General features: G+C 47.7%; 16 protein-coding genes and 1 rRNA gene. 2 read left to right on the plus strand and 15 right to left on the minus strand.

Annotated features, from left to right (window positions below; all coding sequences use genetic code 11):
* Positions 1–117: ribosomal RNA gene (locus ACAW87_RS20550) — 16S ribosomal RNA — on the minus strand; the annotation flags it as partial.
* Positions 118–310: 193 nt separating this feature from the next.
* Positions 311–1,942, minus strand: coding sequence for an L-glutamate gamma-semialdehyde dehydrogenase (gene pruA / locus ACAW87_RS20555; RefSeq protein ID WP_370725522.1), 1,632 nt, complete (start codon positions 1,940–1,942; stop codon positions 311–313).
* A gap of 152 nt (positions 1,943–2,094) precedes the next feature.
* On the opposite strand from pruA, the gene thrC reads away from it, so the two are divergent.
* Positions 2,095–3,399, plus strand: a complete 1,305-nt coding sequence (thrC, locus tag ACAW87_RS20560; protein ID WP_370725523.1) for a threonine synthase — start codon at positions 2,095–2,097, stop codon at positions 3,397–3,399.
* 79 nt (positions 3,400–3,478) lie between these two features.
* Here thrC and ACAW87_RS20565 read toward each other — a convergent pair whose 3' ends face one another.
* From ACAW87_RS20565 to ACAW87_RS20590, 6 genes are all read right to left on the minus strand, one after another.
* Positions 3,479–5,305: a tetratricopeptide repeat protein gene (locus ACAW87_RS20565; RefSeq protein ID WP_370725524.1), complete on the minus strand. Its 1,827-nt coding sequence runs from the start codon at positions 5,303–5,305 to the stop codon at positions 3,479–3,481.
* Positions 5,306–5,743: 438 nt separating this feature from the next.
* Complete coding sequence (locus tag ACAW87_RS20570) at positions 5,744–7,369, minus strand: Ig-like domain-containing protein (RefSeq protein ID WP_370725525.1); 1,626 nt, start codon at positions 7,367–7,369, stop codon at positions 5,744–5,746.
* 4 nt (positions 7,370–7,373) lie between these two features.
* Positions 7,374–8,255, minus strand: a complete 882-nt coding sequence (locus tag ACAW87_RS20575; RefSeq protein WP_370725526.1) for a class I SAM-dependent methyltransferase — start codon at positions 8,253–8,255, stop codon at positions 7,374–7,376.
* Between the two features lie 2 nt (positions 8,256–8,257).
* On the minus strand, positions 8,258–10,132 hold the full coding sequence (gene mnmG, locus ACAW87_RS20580) for a tRNA uridine-5-carboxymethylaminomethyl(34) synthesis enzyme MnmG (protein ID WP_370725527.1): 1,875 nt from the start codon (positions 10,130–10,132) through the stop codon (positions 8,258–8,260).
* A gap of 63 nt (positions 10,133–10,195) precedes the next feature.
* Positions 10,196–13,525, minus strand: a complete 3,330-nt coding sequence (locus ACAW87_RS20585) for a DUF4175 family protein (protein WP_370725528.1) — start codon at positions 13,523–13,525, stop codon at positions 10,196–10,198.
* Between the two features lie 3 nt (positions 13,526–13,528).
* The gene (locus ACAW87_RS20590; protein ID WP_370725529.1) at positions 13,529–13,888 is read right to left on the minus strand and encodes a hypothetical protein; all 360 of its coding nucleotides are present in this window, start codon (positions 13,886–13,888) and stop codon (positions 13,529–13,531) included.
* Positions 13,889–14,021: 133 nt separating this feature from the next.
* Between ACAW87_RS20590 and ACAW87_RS20595 the strand changes: the two genes are divergently transcribed.
* A complete protein-coding gene (locus ACAW87_RS20595) occupies positions 14,022–14,723 on the plus strand; it encodes a ComF family protein (protein ID WP_370725530.1) in 702 nt (233 codons plus the stop codon).
* Positions 14,724–14,765: 42 nt separating this feature from the next.
* Here ACAW87_RS20595 and ACAW87_RS20600 read toward each other — a convergent pair whose 3' ends face one another.
* The 7 genes from ACAW87_RS20600 to ACAW87_RS20630 all read right to left on the minus strand — a co-directional run bounded on the left by ACAW87_RS20600 (position 14,766) and on the right by ACAW87_RS20630 (position 22,890).
* Positions 14,766–16,037 carry an SUMF1/EgtB/PvdO family nonheme iron enzyme gene (locus ACAW87_RS20600; RefSeq protein ID WP_370725531.1) on the minus strand — a complete coding sequence of 424 codons (1,272 nt, stop codon included), beginning with the start codon at positions 16,035–16,037 and terminating at the stop codon, positions 14,766–14,768.
* A gap of 124 nt (positions 16,038–16,161) precedes the next feature.
* Positions 16,162–19,608, minus strand: coding sequence for a transcription-repair coupling factor (gene mfd, locus ACAW87_RS20605; RefSeq protein WP_370725532.1), 3,447 nt, complete (start codon positions 19,606–19,608; stop codon positions 16,162–16,164).
* Positions 19,609–19,784: 176 nt separating this feature from the next.
* On the minus strand, positions 19,785–20,228 hold the full coding sequence (locus tag ACAW87_RS20610; protein WP_370725533.1) for a barstar family protein: 444 nt from the start codon (positions 20,226–20,228) through the stop codon (positions 19,785–19,787).
* Positions 20,229–20,340: 112 nt separating this feature from the next.
* Positions 20,341–20,853, minus strand: coding sequence for a guanyl-specific ribonuclease (locus tag ACAW87_RS20615; protein WP_370725534.1), 513 nt, complete (start codon positions 20,851–20,853; stop codon positions 20,341–20,343).
* Positions 20,854–20,936: 83 nt separating this feature from the next.
* Complete coding sequence (locus tag ACAW87_RS20620) at positions 20,937–21,230, minus strand: muconolactone Delta-isomerase family protein (protein WP_370725535.1); 294 nt, start codon at positions 21,228–21,230, stop codon at positions 20,937–20,939.
* A 30-nt stretch (positions 21,231–21,260) separates the two neighbouring features.
* Positions 21,261–21,890, minus strand: coding sequence for an alpha/beta hydrolase (locus ACAW87_RS20625; RefSeq protein ID WP_370725536.1), 630 nt, complete (start codon positions 21,888–21,890; stop codon positions 21,261–21,263).
* A gap of 67 nt (positions 21,891–21,957) precedes the next feature.
* Positions 21,958–22,890 carry a ring-cleaving dioxygenase gene (locus ACAW87_RS20630; protein WP_370725537.1) on the minus strand — a complete coding sequence of 311 codons (933 nt, stop codon included), beginning with the start codon at positions 22,888–22,890 and terminating at the stop codon, positions 21,958–21,960.
* Positions 22,891–22,921 lie beyond the last annotated feature (31 nt).

Genomic DNA, 22,921 nt, shown 5'->3' on the forward strand with positions numbered 1-22,921 from the left:
GGCAGGTTATTTACGCGTTACGCACCCGTTTGCCACTGGCATTGCTGCCCGTCCGACTTGCATGTATTAGGCCTGCCGCTAGCGTTCATCCTGAGCCAGGATCAAACTCTCCATCGTAAATATGTGCGTAGCTACTCGAAAGTAACTACTATGTTTTTAGCACGATTTGTGCTTTACTATTCTGCCAATACGCCAAAGAACTGATCCCTGTTTGATAAACTTGCTCACCGTTGTGCGCTGTTTCTATCGATTTGGGACTGCAAAGGTAGGGTGACAATTAGCTTTACGCAAGCCCTAGACTGAAAATAATTTAAAAATCTTTTTCCATAAATGGATAACTCACTGAACGTGGGGAAACTAGCGTTTCTTTTATTGTTCGCATCGATACCCACCGCATCAAATTAACCGCTGATCCAGCCTTGTCATTGGTGCCAGAAGCCCTTGCGCCACCGAAAGGTTGCTGCCCAACAACGGCTCCAGTTGGCTTATCGTTGATGTAAAAGTTGCCAGCCGTGTTCACCAGCTTTGCGGTTAGCTCCGTAATCACATGCCGGTCTTTTGCTAGGATCGCTCCTGTTAAGGCATATGGTGACGTAGTGTCGATCAGGTTTACCACATCATCCAGCTTCGCATCGTCGTACACATAAACGGATAGTACAGGCCCGAACAACTCATCACACATGGTTTGATATTTGGGGTCGCTCACTTCGATTACGGTTGGCTCAACAAAGTAGCCGACCTGATCGCTGTAGTTACCGCCCGCTATGATCGTTTGACCATCGGCTTTTGCCTTATCAATGTAGCTTGTTATCTTTTTATACGACTTTGCATCAATGACCGCGTTGACGAGGTTGCTGAAATCTTCCACGCTTCCCGTTGTCTGCTTGGCGAGTTCTTCCTGTAGCTGTTCTTTTATGGCTGGCCACAAGCTGACAGGTACATAGGCTCTGGATGCTGCCGAACATTTCTGTCCCTGATACTCGAACGCTCCCCGAATCATGGCCACCACCGACTCTGTAACATCGGCCGTGTTGTGAACTAGGATATAGTCTTTACCGCCCGTCTCCCCGACAATCCGTGGGTACGTCTTGTACTTACTAATGTTCTCACCGATTGTTTTCCAGATAGTCTGGAACACACCTGTGCTACCCGTGAAGTGAATACCGGCAAAGTCAGGATGTTTGAAGATTACCTCTCCTGCCTCAGGACCATCTACATAAATCAGGTTGATAACACCGTTAGGCAAGCCGCTTTTCTGCAATACTTCCATGATCACTTGCGCCGAATACGCCTGCGTATAGGCCGGTTTCCAGACAACCACGTTCCCCATCAGCGCCGCTGATGTGGGTAGGTTACCGGCAATTGCCGTGAAATTGAACGGTGTCAACGCGAAAATAAATCCTTCTAATGCTCTGTATTCCAATCGATTCCAAACGCCCGGTGGCGAGTAGGGCTGCTGCGAATATATCTCCGTCATGTAGTGGACGTTGAAACGCAGGAAGTCAATGAACTCACAGGCAGCGTCAATTTCGGCCTGATACGCATTCTTCGACTGGCCCAACATCGTTGCCGCGTTGATCTTTGCCCTGTACGGTCCGGCAAGCAGATCGGCAGCTTTTAGAAATATACTGGCTCGTTGCTCCCACGGCATTGATGACCAGCTTTCGCGCGCCTGCAAAGCGGCGTCTATTGCCTGGTGTACATGTGAGGCATCGCCTTCATGTATATAGCCTAATGTATGCGCATGCTCGTGTGGCGGCGAAACCCGGACTTTTTTACTTCCGAAAACAGTTTCTCCGTTAATGCACATAGGCAGATCCTGCTCGATGGATTTAGCCGCTTTAAGAGCGTCCTGTAAGGCTTTGCGTTCTGGTGAGCCAACCCGATATTCTTTTACCGGTTCGTTCAAAGGCTGGGGTACACCCGTAATTCCGTTTATCATCGTTTTTAGTTTGTCTCTTGCAAACGTAACAAATAGCTACCCTTTAAGCGTTCTTTTCCGACTCATTCTAACGAAGCTGGATTGATTTTCGCTTTCTGTTTCAGGGGCTTTACCCCTAACTTGCAACCACTTTTTTTTGCTAATCGCTGCTCATGACTTTTTATAGTACTAACAATTCGGCCAACGTTGTTTCTCTTCAGGAAGCGCTGTTCAATAGCCTTCCTCAGGATAAAGGCCTTTATATGCCTACCTCTATTCCGCAGTTACCAGATGGATTTATGGAGGGCATTACCAATCAATCGCTGGCCGAAATTGCGTACAAGTTGACGAAGCTCTGGCTGCAAGATGACCTTACTCCTGCTCAGATCGAGGAATTGGTCACGCATGCCTTTCCTTTCGATACGCCCCTGGTTGAACTCGAAGCTAATCGGAAATACGTTCTTGAGCTTTTCCATGGTCCTTCCCTGGCTTTTAAAGATGTTGGCGCTCGGTTTATGGCGGGGCTCATGTCGATCTACTCGGCAACCCAGTCTCGTGAGGTTCATATTCTGGTTGCTACGTCTGGAGATACCGGCGGTGCTGTGGCAATGGGTTTCCATAACGTACCTGGCGTGCGGGTGTCTATTCTGTATCCGAAAGGCCGGGTTAGTCAGCTTCAGGAAAAGCAATTGACCACGCTAGGCGGTAATATCCACGCCTTTGAGGTTGATGGTTCGTTCGATGATTGTCAGGCGATGGTGAAGGCTGCTTTTCTAGATGAAGATCTGACAAGAGCGTTCTCACTTTCATCGGCTAATTCAATCAATATTTTCCGGCTTATTCCACAGAGCTTTTATTACTTCAGGGCACTTGCTCAACTGAAGGCTGATCACGCACCGGCTGTCTTCTCTACGCCTAGTGGAAACTTTGGAAATTTAAGCGCAGGTGTGCTTGCGTGGCGTATGGGATTGCCCGTTCAGGCGTTTGTGGCAGCGACTAATTTGAACAAGGTTGTTCCTGATTATCTCACATCCGGACAGTATGCACCGATGGCGTCGCTGGCAACCCTCTCTAACGCTATGGACGTAGGCAATCCAAGTAATTTTGTGCGACTGCAACGCCTTTTCGAAGACAATTTCGATCAGATGAGCGACCTTGTTTCTGGTGTTTACTTTACTGATGGTCAGACAGTTGACGAGATGATTCACCTACGCGACAAGTACAATTATATCGCTTGTCCACACACGGCTGTTGGTTTACTTGGGCTTGAAAGTTATCAACAATTACATGTGGATAACTGTGGTATAGCGTTGGCAACTGCTCATCCGGCCAAATTCAGCCCGGTTGTGGATACCATCTTTGGCCATGCCGTTGACGTACCTGAACGCCTAGCGGTGCTTTCTCAACGCGAGAAACACGCTATTGCCATTCCAGGTACGTTCAACGCCTTTAAGGAGTCTTTGCTTGAGTTAGTTTAAGCCTACTTATCAACAAACAGAAACGGGCCGGCCCTTCGATATGAAGAGTCGGCCCGTTTCTGTTTGTTGATAAGTAGGCTTAGTTGATTTGATCGCCTCGTAGCTGACGGAGACGCTTGCGGGCATCAGCAGCGAATAAACTTCCTGGGTACGTTGTCAGGAACTGCTGATACAGCTTCAGCGACTCTACGTTGTCCTTCTTTCGTTCATCTGTGAGCTTCGCCATCTCGTATAGCGCATCATCGCCCAGGATATCCAGCGGGTACTTATCCACAATTGTCTTCAAGTTGGCTATGGCCTGGTCGATCTTGCCTTCTTTTACATAGATCTTTGACTGTAGCCAGATAAGCTCGTCGGCTAACGTATGCTTTTCGTACTTTTTCAACATCACGTTGATCTGATTGGTAGCCTCATCCAGCTTATTTTGGAACAGAAGGAGATCAATGGCCGAGTATTCCTTCATGGCTGCTTCTGTGCTGTCGAGGCCGGTGTTATCCAGAATCAGCATACTCAACTGTTCGGCATCGTTGGCGATCTCACGCGTGGTGGCCATTTTCAACACGTCGAGGACACCCTTCGCTAACGTAAAATCGCCGCGGTAATAGTGAAGCTTGGCGTTTTTTAGTTTAGCCTCATATCCCAACAGATCATCTTTTTGTGATTTTTCCACTTGTGAAAACAGCAGGGTCGATTCCCAAGGTTCGTTCTTTAGCAGATATACATCACCCTTGTCCAACTTGCACTTATCCACAAATAGCGGGTCACTTTTCCCCATTGCAATGGCTTTATCCAGCATGACCAAAGCTGAATCTTTCTCATCAAGGTAGTTAGCGTACAGGTTTGCCGAGTTACGAAGCGCATCCAGTGTCTTAGGCGTAATACCCACATCACTCAATACCCGCTGATAATCGTGGATAAGTTTCCTTATTTCCGTTTTCTCGATTGGATATACATTTTTCACTTGCTCTTCACGGGCATTGATTATCATTCGACGGGCGTAGGGATAGAAAGTACCCTGTGGATAAGTCTGGATAATGTACTCGTAGGAGTCGATGGCAGTTTTATATTCCCGATTAGTCATGGCTAACTGGGCTAGTTCAAACACTTTGGCCCCCGATAGCTTCAGGCGCCTATCCATGGCTTTCTCCTGCAACAGTGCCCGGCTAAACTTCTGCTTCTGTAGGTAGTACCAGGTCAGCATATCATTGGTGGCGATAGACTCCGGCTCTTTCTGCACTCGGTCATACAGAACCTGCTCAAGCAATGCTTCTTCCTTCGTGTTGATAAGTGCCTGATAGGCGCCCTGCACCCGCTCTCGTTGATCTGGTTTCTGCGACAAAGGCAGCAGCGTTTCTATCCACCGTTTGGTATCGCCTTTACTGCGATATAAGCTAGCCAAATCCTCTGCGTGAAAGGTTGGGTCTTCTGTAAGTTGTTGGCCTCTCTGATAGGCCTGTATGGCCCAATCAGCGGCGCTGACGTCCTCGAATAGCTCGCCAGCCCGTGCTATCTTCATCGGATCACCTTTCGATAGCTCATAAACCTGAGCAAACTGCTTCTTTGCAGTCATGGTATCGCCCGTTTCCTGCGCATTACTGCCAGTCAACAACAGGGCATACGTTTTCAGGTTGCCCTCGCCTTTAGCCCACTTTTTCAACTGCCGATCGGCTTCATCCGCTTTTTTGGATTTTTTCAAACTGGTAACATATCTGTTCACCGTTTGCCAGGCCGGCCCCCCGTTTTCTTCATTTTTTCGGACTTGCTTCCCATACTCGACCGCAGCTTTTTCGAATTCTCCATTTTTGAAGTATTCGTCGGCCAGGTCTTGCTCGCTTTGACCCCACGACAGCTGGCTGACCAAAAGCAGGAACCCCAGCAAAATCTTTCCACAAGCCCTATTTTTCATTTTATAGTTTTGGTTTCTAAACCCTTTTAATGTCTCTATTATGGCTGTGCATAAGTGTACAACATGGTTGTCCACTAAAATCTATGCCAATTGTGTATAAGCTCTACGAGTTATCCACGGGGTTATCCATGCTCTTTTGGCCTGTTTGACACGCTTTGAACGCTTTTTCCAAGTTATCAACATTTCCCACAATAAGCCAGCGCGTATTTGTGGATTAAGACTGTCCACATTTCAGAAGACTGATAACTTGTTTGGGAGCCGTTCACAACCTGCTTGTTCTGCACACTATCTCTTGTGGATAACAACGAATTGTGAAGAACGCTTCTTTCATCCACATTCCGGTTTCTTACTTTATTTGGTTATCCACAGTTTAGCCAATGTTTTCCACTCTATTCTCCACAGAAAACTGGCGAAAAATATAGTTTTCATTGACCTTTTCTAATATGTAAGGTCTGTATTGTCAGACTCGAAGTTCTGCTTGATTACTATCACACCTGGATAATACACAATAGGTTCAGCGGCTATCCGTTGCTCGTAACGTCCTGTGTTCCAAATCCCGTTATTGTTTGTGTCGATGATGAGTCGCAGTCTATATTTACCCGGCTTGATATTTTTTAATTCGTAGGCAGGTACGTTCCTCAGTCGCTGCACAACAATCTTTCGCTCGTCTATCAACTCCAGGATGTAGTTCGGCTCTTTAGTAGTGATTCGACCACGCAATACACCAAAATTCTCTGGATCAATAATTGGGTATGTAATCGTTACAGCAGTAATGGTATCGCCCATCACACTCTCGAAAGCATCTTTATTCAGCTTTATTCGAATGAACTTCCGGGCTTTAGTAGCTATTCTGGTTGTTAACTCGGTTTGCTGCATACCTATAGCCGACGTGAATGAACTTAAGTCGGCTGTGGAAAGGCTATCGATCGAGAATTGAATTTGCTTTTCACTCACCTTTCCAAGTGGCTTATTGAACAGTAGTTTCCACGAGAAGTTTGGCTCTACTGCATCATTTGGCACTGGCTCTGGTTTGAACGTAAACTCTTCAGGCTTTTCCCGCTTGCTTTTCTGCCTGAAGCTGATTGTATGTTTAAGGGTATTTGAGAGTCCAAGTGAGTCGACTGCTGTCAGCGAAATAGATAGGGTATCCGTTGTCTCTTTTGTTCTGAAGAATTTGATCTGATTAACTGCCGGTTGAATGGATGGTAGGCTATCTGCCGGATTTCGAAAACTGATCGAGTATGTTTTTACTCCCTTGTTCAGATTCAGTACGTAACTGTCAGACCGTGAATCAGTTCGCTGAATACGAATGGGTGTAGTATTCTGCTCGAAGAGCTCGATCGAAAGCCCGCTCACTGACTTATCGAGCTTTACCCGCTCTTTTAAAAAGCCGATATCTTCGCCATTCGGGTTGAATAGGAAGTTGTTGTTCTTGTCTGTAAACGATAAAACATCGTATTCTCCGGCCTTAATATTCTCGATAACAAATCGGCCCGCCGTATCCGTTTTGGTGTAATAGACGGGCTTATTTCGCTGTGCATCAAGCGTATCGCGGGGAGCATACAGTCCGACGAGTGCGCCTTCGACCGTGGTGCCTGTAGTCACGTTAGAGACCGTTCCACTGAGGCTTAACGAGTCTAATTGATCACCCGTACTAAATACCAATTTTAGATTAGTTGCCGGGTTTCGTTCACTAGCATCACGGATACCGTCAGTGAAACTGATCGTGTAAGTTGTGCTGTCTTTCAGAGGTTCGTTGAAGATTAGCACCACGCTCGTTGGCTTCGCCCGATAATCGAATGTCATCCCGCTTCCAGGCGTAATGATTGTTTTTTGAGGCAGGTTTTCAACGTTGATGTACTCGTCAAAGAACAATTCAACCTGCTTGGGCTTCACGCTTTTAGCCCTCATTTTTGGATTACTATCAATCAGTTTGGGTGCAAGGGTGTCTTTCTTCCCACCGGGTGGTTGAGCTATCTGCGCGCAGTTACTGGCAAAAATGGAGATGCATAGTAATAAGAAAACGCCCCACAAGGAAGGCGTTCGGTAAGCGGTTGATTTCATATTGTTAGAGTTTCCTGAACACATAGGTGAGGCTTGAGTAGTTACCCGTTTTACTGGCAGCGGCATTGGATCGTATTCCACTTGCTATGCTTTCTGCATAATTAATTCTTCCGTCCCGATGCTTCGTGCTTAACATGGCGATGTAATAGGCATCGAACCGCATAGGTAAGCTCTTTTGGAGTTTTAGACCGAACGTTTCAATTAAGGCTGTTAAAACTGATGGCGTGAAGTGGTACAAATGTCTGGGTACGTCATAAGCGGCCCAACTTGAGCCATAAAGGGCTGCATCTTTCGAAGCAGGATTTGGTACGGCGATTACCAGATGACCGCCTGTTTTGAGTTTATCCGTCAGCATGGCTACTGTCTCTTTCAGGTCAGCCACATGTTCCAGCACGTGCCATAATGTAATAACGTCAAGCTTCGCCAAACTCCTTATCTCGTCGCTGTCTTTTAAGATTTTTTGGCTTATCCGTTCTTCAGATAGTCGACGGGCGTCAGGATCTGGCTCGAAGCCGGTAACGCTCCACCCTTTCTTCTGACACTCTTTGATGAAGGCTCCTGTGCCACAACCATAGTCGAGCAACGCCCCTGCCCCACCATTCATCGACCTGATCCAACTCTCTTTTTGGCTTAACGCGTAGGAACGGACGGTTCTGTATATAGTGTCAACGACTCCCTTTTTTGTGTCGTCGTGAGAGATATAGGTGTCAGACTTATAGTACGAACCGATGGTTTCGGCGGTTGGTCGAGGATTGGTAAAGAGCAACGTACACTGATTGCACTGCTGAATGACAAACTGTTTTTGACTGACTAACTGATCCTGACAGGTCAGGTACGGTGTAAACAACGTACCTGAACAAGCCGGACATTCCTGTAATTCTTCCACGATTAGCGACCCATGTAAACTAATAATATAGAAATATCGGATGGGCTCACGCCGCTTATCCGTGTAGCCTGACCAATGGTTTGAGGCCGAAGTTTCTTGAGTTTCTCACGGCCCTCGAATGATAGTGCTTTTACCTTATCGAAATCAAACATGGGCGTGATTTCCAGTGATTCCCACTTGGTTAACTTCTCAGCGTTTTGCCGTTCGCGGCTTAAATAGTCGTCATACTTAATCTCAATCACGGCTTGTTCCAATGTTTCGGTGCTGAACGAGGCGGGCACAAATTCTCCGGAAGCCCCGATCAGTTCGAGCAATTGACGAACATCTACAGCATCGATTTCCGGCCGCTTGATTAGGCTTAGCACAACCGATTTTTCACGTAAGGGAGCCGAGCCTCTGGCAGCAAGCCAGTCGTTCACTTCTTCCGGGCGAAGCTTTGCTTGCCGGAAAATAGTGGTTAGCTGTTCAATCCCGGCTTTCTTCAACCGCATTGTCTGGAGGCGGTCGTCATCAGCTAAACCAATTTCGTGGCCCTTCTCGGTCAATCGCAGATCGGCATTGTCTTGCCGGAGTAAGGTTCTGAATTCGGCCCGCGAGGTGAACATTCGGTATGGTTCTTCGGTGCCTTTGGTAATCAGGTCATCGATCAATACACCGATATATCCTTCTGACCGACTGATGGTGAAGGGCGTTAATTCATGCGTATTTCGGTGCGCATTGATACCAGCCATCAGGCCCTGGCAAGCAGCTTCTTCGTACCCCGTTGTTCCATTGATTTGCCCTGCAAAGAATAGGTTGGCTACCAATTGCGTTTCTAGCGTTTGCTTCAGCTGCGTTGGCGGGAAAAAGTCATATTCAACCGCATAGCCTGGACGGAACATCTTTGCCTTTTCAAAACCGGCTATTTTGGTCAGCGCTCTGTACTGAATATCTTCGGGTAACGACGTGGAAAAGCCGTTGACATACACTTCTACAGTGTTCCATCCCTCTGGTTCAACGAAGATCTGATGCCGGTCTTTATCAGCAAATCGGTTGATTTTGTCCTCAATCGACGGGCAATACCGTGGGCCTAATCCTTTGATTCTGCCTGTAAACATGGGTGAACGTTCGAAGCCTTCTTTTAAGACATCGTGAACGGCACCATCCGTATAAGTAATCCAGCACGACCGTTGTTTAGTTAAAGCCGGTGTATTGGTGTACGAAAACTTGCCTGGGTTATCATCACCCAGTTGTTCTTCCATCTTTGTGTAGTCCAGACTGCGTCCGTCTACCCGAGGTGGTGTACCGGTTTTCATTCGGCCCGATTCAAAGCCTAACCCAATCAGTTGTTCCGTTAATCCGGTTGCTGATCGTTCGCCTGTCCGTCCACCGCCGAAGGTCTTTTCGCCGATAAACAGGCGTCCATTCAGAAATGTACCGTTTGTCAGCACAACTGATTTAGCCCTAACCTCAACACCCATGGCGGTTTTCACGCCTACTACGCGATTATCTTTCACGATGACTTCGTCAACGGTATCTTGCCAGAAGTCTACATTAGGATTTCTTTCCAACGTATCGCGCCATTCCTGAGCGAATAATTGACGATCGCTTTGGCAACGCGGACTCCACATAGCCGGGCCTTTAGACCGGTTGAGCATCCTGAATTGAATCATCGTTTTATCGCTGATGATTCCAGATTGACCGCCTAAGGCATCTATTTCACGAACAATCTGCCCTTTTGCTACGCCTCCCATAGCTGGATTGCACGACATCTGCGCAATTGTTTGCATGTTCATCGTGATGAGCAATACGCTGGAACCCATCGTGCCAGCAGCATTCGCTGCTTCGCAACCTGCGTGCCCTGCCCCTACTACGACAACATCATATTCATTAAACATTGGTGAAAATTTAAAAATGTTCCACGTGGAAACTTTTGCAAAAACATAAAAAACGAGCAAACACTACTTGGTTAGCTTCTGCAGATAGCGATTAGATTCCCGCTTATAGAATAAGTTGTAAGCAGGCGAAACAGTTCGTAACGCCTCAACTTGACGAGAGCGATTCTGTAAATCAGGAACAATGAATGCTGGTTGACTAACATTCTGTTGTTTAGCCGCTTCCCCCTGACGCTTTGGATCTTCTTCTTGTTGACGCAAAGCCTTCTCAGATTCCAACAACCGGGTAAGAATATCTTTCTGACGGTTATTGACAACTGGATTCAACCGCTTGTTGACAAGATCCGTTTCGGTTTCATCCATCTTCTTCATCAAGTCCTGCACCTGTTCAGCTTGTTGCTTACCTGCTTCGGTGCCTTTGGCCTTGTCTTGAAGCTCCTTGAGCATATCGCGTAGAACACCCTGTTCGGCAGCCAAACGAGATAGTTCTTCCGATAAAGCCCGGCCCTGTTTGCCGCCTTGAGAAAGTTGCTGAATGCGCTCATTCAGTTGCTGTTGCTTTTCCCCTATACCTGGAGATGGTTGCTCGCCTTTACTTTTTCCTTTACTCTTACCTGATCCTGGCATGGCCATGGCATTCATCTGCGCTTGCATTTGTTTGAATGCATCATTCAACATCAATGATAAATTGTTGATAGATGTCATTGACGATTGCTGACGGGCAGATGCCATACTGAGTCTACGCTCTTTCAAAAACCGTGAACTCTCGTCCATGTAGTAACGCATGTTGGTTAACTCCCGGGTCACAAAAGGCTGAATTTGAGGCTCTCGTGAGGCGAGCGAGTTCAAGCTATCTTCAAGCACTTTAGCGTTATCCTGCAACCGAATTTGCTCTTGAGACAATTTTAAAACACGAGGATCCTGAAGGCTCATGCTCCTGAAGTCGCGCATCAACCGTTCTTGAGTAAATGAAAGTGTAATGAGATTATCGAGCAGATTTCGGAGATCGTCCAGGTTTTCGCTCATGCTTTTCATATCCATGCCCTCCATCGATTCTTCCATCGACTTGGCCATGTTGCGCATCGACTTGGCCGTTTTCTTCTGAGACTTGGCGGCGTTTTTCTGCTCCTTTTTATCCAACTCCTTTTTCGACTCGTCCATCTGTTTCTCAATCTCCTCTTGCTCCTCCTTCTGAGGGTCAGGTGATGATAGCTTTTCTTTTTCAGCTTCCTGTTTCAATTTGTCAAGCTGTTCCTGAAGTTTCTTGAACTCCTCTTCCGCTTTCTTTTGCTCTTCTTTTTGCTTCTCTAAAGAGGCGGGGTCTTTTTTAGCTTCTTCTTTCTCGTTCTTCTCGGCGAGCTTTTCCTGTTTCTCGGCCTGCTTCTCCAGCTCTTTAATTGCGTTCTGCGCTTTTTGATCCTGCTGCATCTGCTTGAACATTTTCAGGGCACGGTCAAGCTCTTTTTCCAGATTGCGCTCTTTCCGATTCAGCTTGTTCATCAGTTCAGAAGAACGCTCATCCTGCTTCTTCTCCATCATCTGTTTCAGCTCTTCATACAGCTTCTTCGACTCAGGGTCCTGCATCTGATCGAATAACTTTTGCAATTGCTCCAGCTTCTGCTTCATCGCTTCCTGCTGCTGCGGATTCATTCGTTGCTGAGTATCGTTCGTTTTCTTGAACTGCTCCTGCAACTTCTCAATCTCATTCATCAACTCGTCGCGCTTCTGCAGAATATCCTGAAGCTGCTTCTTATCCTGAAAGTCTGACGATTTTTTAGTGCGCATCCGCTCCTCTAACTGAGTCAGCTCCTTCTTGATCGCCTGCGCCGTTTTCATGGCGGCATCCATCTGCTGTTCGGTCTTATCGGCCGATTCGTCAACCTGTGCCTGTAGTTGTTCAAGCGAAGGAACGGCAAAGGTCATTACGGCTGAACGGGTCGTTTTCGGCCCGTGAACGCCATCATTATCAGCAACCTGAACGTAATAATCGAGTTTGTCTTTGGGTTGGAGCTTTAAGCTGTCGAGACTCCAGTTATACACGTAATTCTGCGACGTGGTTGAGGTCGCGATAGGAATAGGCCGCGTAAAGGTTTGTTTCGAGGCTCCATCGGCGCGGGTGACGGTAGCCACCAATTTCAGGTTTGAGAAGCCGTAATCGTCTGTAATAAGGCCGTAGAGGCCGATGTAGTTGTAAGTGACTGAGTCCTGTGTTTTCTGAAGATTGATCTGCGGAAAACGATCTGGAATAACTTGAATCGAGTAGGTCAGGTCTCCCCCATTGCGGGCATGACGATTCATCAGATTTAGCGAATACGTACCTGATTGGAGCGCGCGGTGTGATAAACCAAACGCGTTATCTTCTACCTGAGAGGCACGTACGGTACCACCCGGCGCAAACTGCACTGCCAATGAATCAGCATGGTCGGCCAGGAATTTCCATTGAACAGTAGTTCCTTCAGGAACAAGCAGATTGCCGACGTTTGAAAGCTGTTCGGCCGGCTTACCCAAATAAGATGGGTATGTTAGTGAGACATCGAACGAAAGAACTGAAGGGCGATCCAATAACTCGAGTTGGTAAGTTTGGGAGTTAAAGCCCGCCGCAGAAACCTGGAAATCAAGATCACGCTGTACGTTATCGAACGTGTAAGCGTAGGCGTTCTTGCCCACGTTCTCGAGCTTAAAACGGGTATCGTTCAAGACAAGATAAACCGCATCGGGAACGGCGTCTCCCTCCAAATGCAGCTTAAGCGTAAAATCTTCATTACGGAAAGCTTCAAGTCGTTTTGAGTCGAGAACAAACCGGAAAGGAGCTTCTTCCACAAACTCTTTATCGAACTGCACGATGCGCGACGAACTTTTGGTGAAGAAGGCCGGATACAGTAACAGAATACCGCCAATCACTGACGCCGGAATGAGGGCATATTTCAGGAAGCGGCGGTTCTTGTTCAACTGAATAGCTGACGAAAAACGCGTGATCAACAACTGACTGGAGCGTTGCTCAATACTAGCCTTCAGGAGGTCACTCTGGTCATTAGTCAGGCTACGAAGCTGGAGCGTGTTCAGCAGTTTGTCGCCAATTTCGGGGAAGAACTGGCCAATTTGCTGAGCTGCCAATTCGTCGGATATAGGTTTACGAAGACCATATAAGCCCATCAATGGCTTCAACACGTAGCCGTACATACCCGCCAAAAACAGGCCGATATAACTAAACAGCATGAAGGCTCGAACAGGTGTACTGAACCGGCCATAATACTCAACTGTGTTCAAGAGTAGATAGGTTGCCAACAGAATACCCAGAAAGAGCAACGACCCTTTGATCAACTGATTCTGAAAATACCGGCGTTTATATTCGTCGATCTGTTGGGTTAATGCGGTAAAAGAAGATTGAGTGACCATAGTTTAGCTGTTGAGCATCGAGTCAAAATAAAGCAACACATGTGATTTCAATAAGTCTTCCTGAGCAAGAATGTCGCCAGAAGGCAATGGCTTCAATAAGTCGAACTGCGGCCAATTATCTTTATCTGGTCCGATGGGTGAATAAAAACCAGATTGGCTCAAAACTGTACAAACAGCAACATGCAGAAGGTCCTGCTTTTGCTCTTTCGAGAAACGCTTAGGCCCCCGCCCCAACTCCTGCATGCCAATCAGGAACAAGACCCCGTTCAAATCGGCGGGTCGTTTACCCACGAGTTGCTCAATCTTGTTAAGTAAATTTTCCCAGTTGGCATCGAGGGTTGATGAAGCAGTACTAGTGAGCATAAGAAGTTGATAATGATTGATTAAAATTACGCGATTTCCTGCAAAGCAGGATATGGAGAGCTAGAGTAGAAACAGATTTATAAGCAGCAATAACACATATAGTTAGCGTGTATCTACAAAACGCTTAAGAAGCATGTTCCCGTTTATTCGATCGGCCTTTAGTAATCTTATTTATCTGTTTTATCCCACACTCTGTGCGGGTTGCCAAGCGATGCTTTTTGGCGAAGAAAAAGGTCTCTGCACTACCTGTCGGATGCAGCTACCACACATCAATACGGGTGAAGAACAATCTGTACTATTGAATAAATTCGGTGGGCGGGTAACCGTCGATTACGTATATGCTTATGCCTACTTCACAAAGAAGAGTATTGTGCAACGATTAATTCACCAGATGAAATACCGGGGCAAACGCGATCTCGGTTTTCAGTTGGGTAAATGGTGCGGTCAGGAATTGGCGGAGTTGAAAGGAATGCCCATGAAAGCAGATATGCTGATTCCGGTACCGATTCATCCCCTACGCCAACAGCAACGTGGCTATAACCAAAGCGAATGGATTGCTGAAGGATTATCGATGAGTATGGGCATTGTGACCCGTCCCGACGTGATGGAACGTACCCAGTTCATTTCCTCACAAACCCGAAAGAACCGACTCGAACGATGGCAAAATGTGGCAAATGTATTTCAGGTAACGAAACCCGTTGTGGTACGTGGGCAGCACGTAATCATTGTAGATGATGTGCTTACTACCGGCGCAACGCTGGAGGCTTGTATTGCTCAGTTGCGCGATGCTGGTGCAGCAACGGTAGGTATTATAACAATAGCGGCCACCCGATGACGAGTGGCCGCTAAGCGAAAAGAAATGATGTATTAGTGTGGCTTACTTGTTAAGTCCAACACCTGTCATAGCACAACGAAAACCGATGGTAGCCGTGGCTGAATCCTGATCCATAAAACGACGGGTACCCGGTGCTAACCAGTAAGCAACATCGCTCCAAGAGCCGCCCTTATATACACGAAGATTATCATTGATTAACGAGTTGTTACCCTTGCTGTCATAGTTCTTGGCATCGTCGAGATAGCCATTCCGACGAACCGGGTTCAGGTCACTCTCAACCTGGAACGTGAGCGGGCGATAAACGTCATAAACCCATTCGTTAACGTTTCCGGCCATATTGTAGAGGCCGAAGTCATTCGCAGGATAAGCGTAGATCTGTTGTGTAATAATAGCTCCGTCGTTCGACCGACCAGCAATACCGGCATAGTCACCGCGGCCACGTTTGAAGTTGGCTAACATTTGACCTTGTTTACGGCCTTTCTTAGGGTTGCGCACCGATGAGCCATCCCAAGGATAAATACGCTGATTCGACTGATTCTCGTCTACATACTGCGTACCGATGAGTGCCTTAGCGGCATATTCCCATTCTGCTTCGGTCGGAATACGATAATCGGGTAGAATCAATCCACTTTCCAGACTAGGCTTCGTAGAGGCAGTAGCGGTTTCAGCTCCCTGCACCGTTTCAGCAGCAGGATCAACCGCCTTCGACTTCCGTTTGAGCGAGAACCCTTTGCCCCCCTTTTTACCTGGGTTACCTTTCTTATATAGTTCGGCATTCACCGCGTCGGTACGCCATACTGAATAGTCGTTTGCCTGAACCCATGACACACCTACTACCGGATAGTAACGGAACGAAGGGTGACGCAGGTACTGTGTCACATACGAATCGTTAGCCGACAAAAGATTGGCCCAAACGGTTGTATCAGGTAAAGCGCGTGAATAAACCTCTTCCGAAGAATCGCGGCGGATTGCATCCAAATATTCGAGGTAGTGAATATTCGCGATCTCCGTTTCATCCATGTAAAACGACTGAATAGATACCGTACGTTCGCGGTTATCACGCGAGTTCACGACATCTTCTTCCAGAGCACCCAATGTGAAACGGCCACCTTCTACGAATACGAGGTTAGGCCCCGCTCCGGGAACCGAAAATTTCTTTACCTGGAATCCTTCTTTCTGATTGTAGGCAATGCCCGTTGCCGTACTGGTTTTTCCCGGCTTTACGCTCGTCGGGTGTTTGGTCTTACAGGCTGCCATGGCAACCGTGGCTAGAAGCACGAGAGCCGCGCGTTTCAGGTGATACTTCTGAATCATTGTTGTGTATTGTGTGCAGGCTTAAATTGTAGAAGCTAGAAAAGAGAGGTTAGAAGTAAGAAACAAGAGGCAAGACGATTCTCTGTCAGCATTATCTTGTCTCTTGTTTATCAAATCTCGATTCTCATTTCGTCAGTTTTTCAAGAATTCCATCCATCTGATCAATGTTGGTCACGTTCTGATGGGTGAAGAACAACCGGTTTTTAACGTCTTTAAGCGAACACTCCTTTGGGTGCGCCTTGATGTAGTCAATTACCTTGCCAAAGCCGTCGGATGAAAAGAAGCTGTTGGCTTGGTTGTCTTTCTCGGAAGAAACGAAAGTTCCTTTCAAAATCGTATTCTTAAGTGTCAGTTTTTCAAGGTGTAACTCCTCCGCCTTCCAGCGAACAGCCACCATTTTAAATAAATTCTCGACCCCTCTGGGTGGTGGACCGAATCGATCAGATACTTCTTTCCTAAAAGCCTGTAATTCAGCTTTGTCTTTGATGCTATCTAAACGGGTGTACAAAGATAGGCGCTCAGAGATGTTCGTCACATACGACTCCGGAATCATCACTTCGAGATCGGTCTCAATAACGGTATCGGGTAGCAGCGGTCTGAATACTTCGGGCGTATCCATGAACAGTTCTTTAAACTCCGTTTCGCGCAGTTCCTGAACGGCCTCGTCCAGAATCTGATGATACATTTCGTAGCCGAGGTCATTCACAAAACCGCTTTGTTCGGCACCCAACAAATTCCCTGCTCCGCGGATGTCAAGGTCACGCATGGCAATCTTGAAACCTTCGCCCAAGTCAGAGAAATCTTCTAATGTTTGCAGCCGTTTGCGAGCGTCAGACGAGAGCACAGATGCAGGTGGCGTAAGTAGATAACAGAACGCTTTCTTGTTTGACCGCCCTACCCTACCGCGCATTTGGTGTACGTCTGACAAACCGAAGTTCTGCGCCTGATTAATAAGAATCGTGTTGGCGTTTGAAATATCAAGGCCCGACTCGATGATGTTGGTCGACACCAATACGTCGGTTTCGCCTTCGATAAATCGGGTCATGACCTTCTCAAGCCGGTCACCTTCCATCTGTCCATGAGCAACGCCGATGCGTGCATCGGGTACAAGTCGCTTGATCATGTTACCCATCGACTCAATATCGCTAACTCGATTGTGCACGAAGAAAACCTGACCGCCTCGACGAAGTTCATAACTGACCGCATCACGAACTAGGGTATCGCTGAACGGGTGGGTCTCCGTGGTAACGGGCTGACGGTTGGGTGGCGGCGTGGCAATAACCGAGAGGTCGCGGGCACCCATCAACGAGAAGTGAAGCGTACGCGGAATGGGAGTGGCCGTTAGCGTCAAAACGTCGACCTCCACGCGCATCTCTTTTAAGCGGTCTTTCGTCTTCACCCCAAACTTCTGCTCTTCGTCAATGATCAACAAGCCAAGGTCTTTGAACTTGACGTCTTTGTTCACAATCCGGTGGGTGCCGATCAGGATTCCCAATTCGCCGGAAGCTGCCTGCCGAAGGGTTTCCTTGATCTGCGCCGTAGTTTTGAAGCGGTTGATGTAGCCCACTTTCACCGGAAAATTAGCCAGCCGATCTTTGAAGGTGTGGTAATGCTGCATGGCCAGGATCGTGGTCGGGACCAGAATCGCTACCTGCTTATTATCGGTCACTGCCTTGAACGCCGCCCGAATGGCTACCTCTGTTTTGCCGAAGCCTACATCTCCACAAACGAGCCGGTCCATCGGGTGGGGCTTCTCCATGTCGTTTTTGACATCGGCGGTTGCTTTGGCTTGATCGGGGGTATCTTCATAAATAAACGATGATTCCAATTCAGCCTGTAAAAAAGAATCGTCGGAGAACCGATAGCCCGGTGCATTTCGCCTTTTTGCGTACAAAGCGATCAATTCGCGGGCGATATCCTTAACCTGCTTACGAACTTTCGATTTTTTCAGGTCCCACTCCTGCGAGCCTAATTTGTTCATGGTTGGTGGCCCACCCTCTTTCCCACTATACTTAGAGATTTTGTGGAGTGAGTGAATGCTTACCAACAGGATGTCATTGTCGCGGTAGATGAGTCGGATAGCTTCCTGCTCGTTGCCGCCGTGGTCGACCCGCTCCATACCCGCGAACCGTCCGATGCCATGATCGACGTGCGTGACGTAGTCGCCCGGTTGCAGAGTCTTGAGTTCGCGAAGGGTAAGTGCCTTCGACTTGCTAAACTTGTCACGTACCCGGTATTTAAAATAGCGATCGAAAATCTGGTGATCGGTGAAACACGCGACTTTTAGCGTATCGTCGATGAAGCCCTCCTTAATGCCGACTTGCAGCGTTTGGAATTTGAGGAACGGATCCACTTCATCGAAGATCGTTTTCAACCGTTCGAGCTGCTTGAACGATTCGGCCACCAGAACGTTGGTGAACCCTTTGCTCTGGAAATCACTAAGCGCCTCGGCTACCCGCTTAAAATCTTTGTTGAATGAGGGTTGTGGTTTCGACGGATACGCCAGCTTACTCTCTGACTTGAAGTAAAACTTCCGGCCAAATTCAACAGTCGTAAATCCTTTTATTTGATTCAGAAAAGCCCGGCGCGTCTCGAATAACGTTTCAGGATCATCCACCACCTGAATATTCCCACCAGCTCCAACCAATTGCGCCAGGCTTTCCTCGGCGCGTTCAAAACACTTTTCAATAATTTCGAGGGCAAACTCAATGTCTTTGAACCAAAGGCAGGTCTCTTTCGGAAGAAAATCCAGGAACGATTCCCGGGTTTCGTGTGTCAGCCGCGTTTGAACATTCGGGATAATACTTATCAGGTCGAGGCGGTCGGTCGAAAGTTGAGTTTCAGGGTTAAAATGGCGCAGACTTTCCACCTCATCGCCAAAGAGTTCGATGCGATATGGAAACTCAGACGCAAACGAAAACACGTCGATAATGCCGCCGCGAACAGAGAATTGCCCCGCTTCGTACACGAAGTCAGTCTTCTCAAATTCATAAGTTTGTAGCATCTCCGAAATGAAGTTCGTATCGAGCTTATCTCCTGTCCGAACGGCCAGCGTATTGGCCTTCAATGAACGCCGATTGATGACCTTCTCGAACATAGCCTCCGGGTACGTGACAAGCAAAGTGGGCGATGCTCCGCTGTTTTGCTTTGCGTTACCCGACGAGTTACCCATATTGATTCGATTCAGCACCTCGGCGCGCATTAGCACATTGGCATTCTCAATCTCTTCGTATTGATATGGTTTCTTGTACGACATCGGGAACATTAATACATGACTCGATGTGTCTGTAGAAGCTACCTTCCTGTCGCGGTCTTGTATATCAGTGACGCCGAGCAGATTTTGCAGGTCATTGAAGAAGTAAGATGCCTCTTCTTTGTCGGTCAACACAAAAAGATGATTGCCGCCTGTTTGCTTCGTCAATGTAGCCGCCAAGACAGCGTCGAGGCTCCCGGTAATACCTTTTACCTGAACACGTGTAGGGTCAGTTTTGCTGCGATTAAGCAACGGTTGCGCGAGGATGTTGATGAACGGATCGTCGGCGTAAAGCGATAAAAGAGCAGTCGTTGTCAAAGCGTAAATTCAGGTCTGCAGGAACACGAAAAACCGCCGGGCGACTAAACCCGGCGGCATAAAAAGAACAGTAATTCAATCCAATTTGTTGCTGTAACGCGGGCTTTAGCCCGCATTTTCGTGATTAAAAATGCGGGCTAGGCGCCCCCGCTAAAGCCCGCGTTACGGCAATAGAATTACCCTACCACTTCAAATGCGATGCCCTCCTGTTCCATTAGGGCTTCAATGCGAGGGCTGGTCTGAAAAACGACCGAAAACTCTTTCTTGTCCGCCAAATCAGTCTCGTCATCGGCCATCCATTTCCAGTCTTCGGCGGTGGCTTCCAGAATGGCAAGTATCGACGCCATTTTTTTGGGGTCGCGCTCCTGACTGATAAGTTGATCAGTATTGGTGAAATAGAGCACAATCTTCTCATCTTCAAGCCATTGAAGATCATTTAGCGCGTCGTTCAGCGCGTCGAGGTTATTGCCAAAGTCCGGGAATTCCAGTGCATCGGCCATTTGGTCGTAAAACTGCCGGAGTGTCCGGGCCTTACTCCCATCGATGTGCGCAATGAAATGATCCGGAAACCGATCAGCCAAAGCAGGTTCTGATGAAGAAAGTATGAAGTTAGCAGCCATTTTTTTTGGGATTCGTGGTTTGTTGTTTGGGGTTTGTAGTTGCGCTGCTTTATTAGAATTTGGTGATAAAGCAGCGCAACTACAAACCCCAAACAACAAACCACGAACCGGTTTATTTCACTTCCACAAACGTGTTGTAATGATCATTAGTGAACCAAGCGCGGCCATCTGAGCCGGTGACCAGGCGTTGGGTGCCTCGGTTTCGACCCCGAACCTTTGGGTTGACGTCCCATTCCTGATATTGAATAGGCTTACCGTCTGTATCGGAACGAGGCAGATGATTCTCGAAATTACCGAACCGACGGCCGCCAACATACCCGTCCATCGCGCGTTTATTGGCCCGTGCGTAAGCCAGTACGTCGTACACCTTCTGCGGAATCTGCCCGGTTTGGATACGTGTACCATTGTTCTTTCGCGACGCCTTTTCAGACTGATACTGCTGGGTACGTTGCTGATCATCGTGCGGTTGGTAATCCCGGTCGCGATGCCGTTTTCGATGTTTTTTCTTTTGTGATTGCTGCTCCGTTTCCTGCGTTTCTTTCGCTTTGGGCTGGCAGTCAGTTAATAAAGACGTACCCAGAAACAGGCACAAAAACAGGAAGTAACGGCGGAGGTAGAAAGGCATTGATAGTAGCACCGAAGCTCCAGCTTCGGTAGTAAGTTGGCCGGTTTACCACTACCGAAGCTGGAGCTTCGGTGCTACACAGCTTAGTTCAACGAAAACATCGGTACACGCAACGACACCACGTTATTGAACATCAACTCAGAAATATCGGGTTTCATATAGTCGATCAGGGGGAATTGAGCGATCGTTTCCAGTACGTCCAATTCTGTTTCGGCATTAACAATGCACCACAATTTCGACCGGTCGGCTGCCAGCGAATAAGACAGAATATGCCCCTGCTCCATCAGCTCGTTGATTTTAGCACGCTGCTCCGGAACTTTGGCCATGAAGGCGGCGTCCATGTTGGCCAGCGAAAACTCGACCATGAATTGACTCATAACGGTTAGTAGTTAAGTGCCTGACCAGAATTACCCGGCCATTAATACGGTATTAACCAAAGATAATTCATCTTCGTTAATTGTGTGCCCTCCGTTGGGGTAGATTCTCGTCTGAACACGAGCACCCATTTTGGTATAAACAGTGTCTGTCTCCATCACACGTGCTTTCGGGATATGTGAATCCGGGTCGCTACAACCCAGTACAACCGGTGTTTCGGCGAACGTACCCGCGTAATCGCGTGGAGTAGTGTCCGGACCAATTAATCCACCACTAAGACCGAAAATACCACCGTAGGCAGCAGGGTTACGGGCCAGAAATTCCAGCGTTAAACAAGCACCCTGCGAAAAGCCAAGCCAGTACATCTGCGTTGTCTTTACGTTGAAATCAGCCTGCAAACGTGCTCTGAGTATTTCTAACACTGTTAGCGCCGAAGAAAGATACGGTTCGTTACGTTCGGTAGGCTGTAAAAACGAGTACGGATACCAAGTACCATCGGTTGCTTGCGGTGCTACGAAAGCCATGTCGTCGGCATCGAGATATTGAGCCAACGCCAGTATATCACGCGCCGAACCGCCCCGGCCATGCACCATAATCATAACGCGCTTCGCCTCTTCGAGCGGCACGCCTGCGGTCATAAAATTGGTTGGGTTATGAATCATCAGGAAGAAGAGGTTTATAGTTTGAGGTTTTGCGTTTAAACGCAAAACCTCAAACTATAAACTGTTTTTAGTCAATTACCGGCAAAACGCTCTCCAACTGTGCCCGGCGGGCTTCATATTGGGGAGGTAACATCAGCGACGTACCCAGCAATTCGGGCGACTCATCGATGGCAAATCCGGGGGGATTGGTTGCTACTTCGAACAGTACACCACCTGGTTCGCGGAAATAGATACTGTGGAAATAGTTACGATCCTGTACAGGCGTTACCTGATAACCACCTTCGGCCAACTGCTGCTGAATGATTAACTGCGTTTCGTCGGTATCGGTCGAAAAAGCGACGTGGTGGACAGAACCCGCGCCCTGTAAACCGCGAACCGGATTATCTGAAATGTGAATATCCACGTACTTACCTGACCCTCCCAGTCCAGCTTCGAAGCGGAAAAGTCCGGTTTCTTCGGCTACTAACCGGTGCTGCATAATGCCTGTTAATAACTCAACCGTCCGTTCAGGTTTCAGCAGTTCTAAAGTGACCGCATGAAAGCCACGAACGGCATTTTCGGGCGTTATCTGACCATTGTTATAGCCCAAACGAGCGTCGGCATCGGTGAAGACTAATTCAACACCCATGCCGTCGAAATCCTCGAAGCGAATGTACGTTTCGCTGAAGCGTTTAGCCGGTGCCGAGTACGGAATCTGGAACTGATGCAACCGATCGAGCCAAAAGCTCATCGATCCTACAGGTACTGAAAAAGCGGTGTATGTTAGTTGTCCAACGCCTTTTCGGCCCCGTGGAATGTTGCCATATGGAAACGAGGTATAGATGGTACCGGGCGAACCTGTTTCATCGCCGAAATACAAGTGGTACACATCTGGCGCGTCGAAATTGACGGTTTTTTTCAGGAGCCTAAGCCCTAATACATTCCTGTAAAAGTCAACGTTGCGATGCGTATCACCAGCAATGGCGGTGACGTGGTGAAGGCCGTTAATAAGCGTGCTCATGGTCTAGTTATTTTATTTTCAATTGTATTTA

Origin of the sequence: Fibrella aquatica (assembly GCF_041321135.1) — a bacterium.
Taxonomy (GTDB): domain Bacteria; phylum Bacteroidota; class Bacteroidia; order Cytophagales; family Spirosomataceae; genus Fibrella; species Fibrella aquatica.

Excerpts from the sequence above, each read along its gene's own strand:
- pruA (WP_370725522.1), bottom strand. The coding sequence starts at position 1,942 with ATGATAAACGGAATTACGGGTGTACCCCAGCCTTTGAACGAACCGGTA.
- thrC (WP_370725523.1), top strand. The coding sequence starts at position 2,095 with ATGACTTTTTATAGTACTAACAATTCGGCCAACGTTGTTTCTCTTCAG.
- ACAW87_RS20565 (WP_370725524.1), bottom strand. The coding sequence starts at position 5,305 with ATGAAAAATAGGGCTTGTGGAAAGATTTTGCTGGGGTTCCTGCTTTTG.
- ACAW87_RS20570 (WP_370725525.1), bottom strand. The coding sequence starts at position 7,369 with ATGAAATCAACCGCTTACCGAACGCCTTCCTTGTGGGGCGTTTTCTTA.
- mnmG (WP_370725527.1), bottom strand. The coding sequence starts at position 10,132 with ATGTTTAATGAATATGATGTTGTCGTAGTAGGGGCAGGGCACGCAGGT.
- ACAW87_RS20585 (WP_370725528.1), bottom strand. The coding sequence starts at position 13,525 with ATGGTCACTCAATCTTCTTTTACCGCATTAACCCAACAGATCGACGAA.
- ACAW87_RS20590 (WP_370725529.1), bottom strand. The coding sequence starts at position 13,888 with ATGCTCACTAGTACTGCTTCATCAACCCTCGATGCCAACTGGGAAAAT.
- ACAW87_RS20595 (WP_370725530.1), top strand. The coding sequence starts at position 14,022 with ATGTTCCCGTTTATTCGATCGGCCTTTAGTAATCTTATTTATCTGTTT.
- ACAW87_RS20600 (WP_370725531.1), bottom strand. The coding sequence starts at position 16,037 with ATGATTCAGAAGTATCACCTGAAACGCGCGGCTCTCGTGCTTCTAGCC.
- ACAW87_RS20610 (WP_370725533.1), bottom strand. The coding sequence starts at position 20,228 with ATGGCTGCTAACTTCATACTTTCTTCATCAGAACCTGCTTTGGCTGAT.
- ACAW87_RS20615 (WP_370725534.1), bottom strand. The coding sequence starts at position 20,853 with ATGCCTTTCTACCTCCGCCGTTACTTCCTGTTTTTGTGCCTGTTTCTG.
- ACAW87_RS20620 (WP_370725535.1), bottom strand. The coding sequence starts at position 21,230 with ATGAGTCAATTCATGGTCGAGTTTTCGCTGGCCAACATGGACGCCGCC.
- ACAW87_RS20625 (WP_370725536.1), bottom strand. The coding sequence starts at position 21,890 with ATGATTCATAACCCAACCAATTTTATGACCGCAGGCGTGCCGCTCGAA.
- ACAW87_RS20630 (WP_370725537.1), bottom strand. The coding sequence starts at position 22,890 with ATGAGCACGCTTATTAACGGCCTTCACCACGTCACCGCCATTGCTGGT.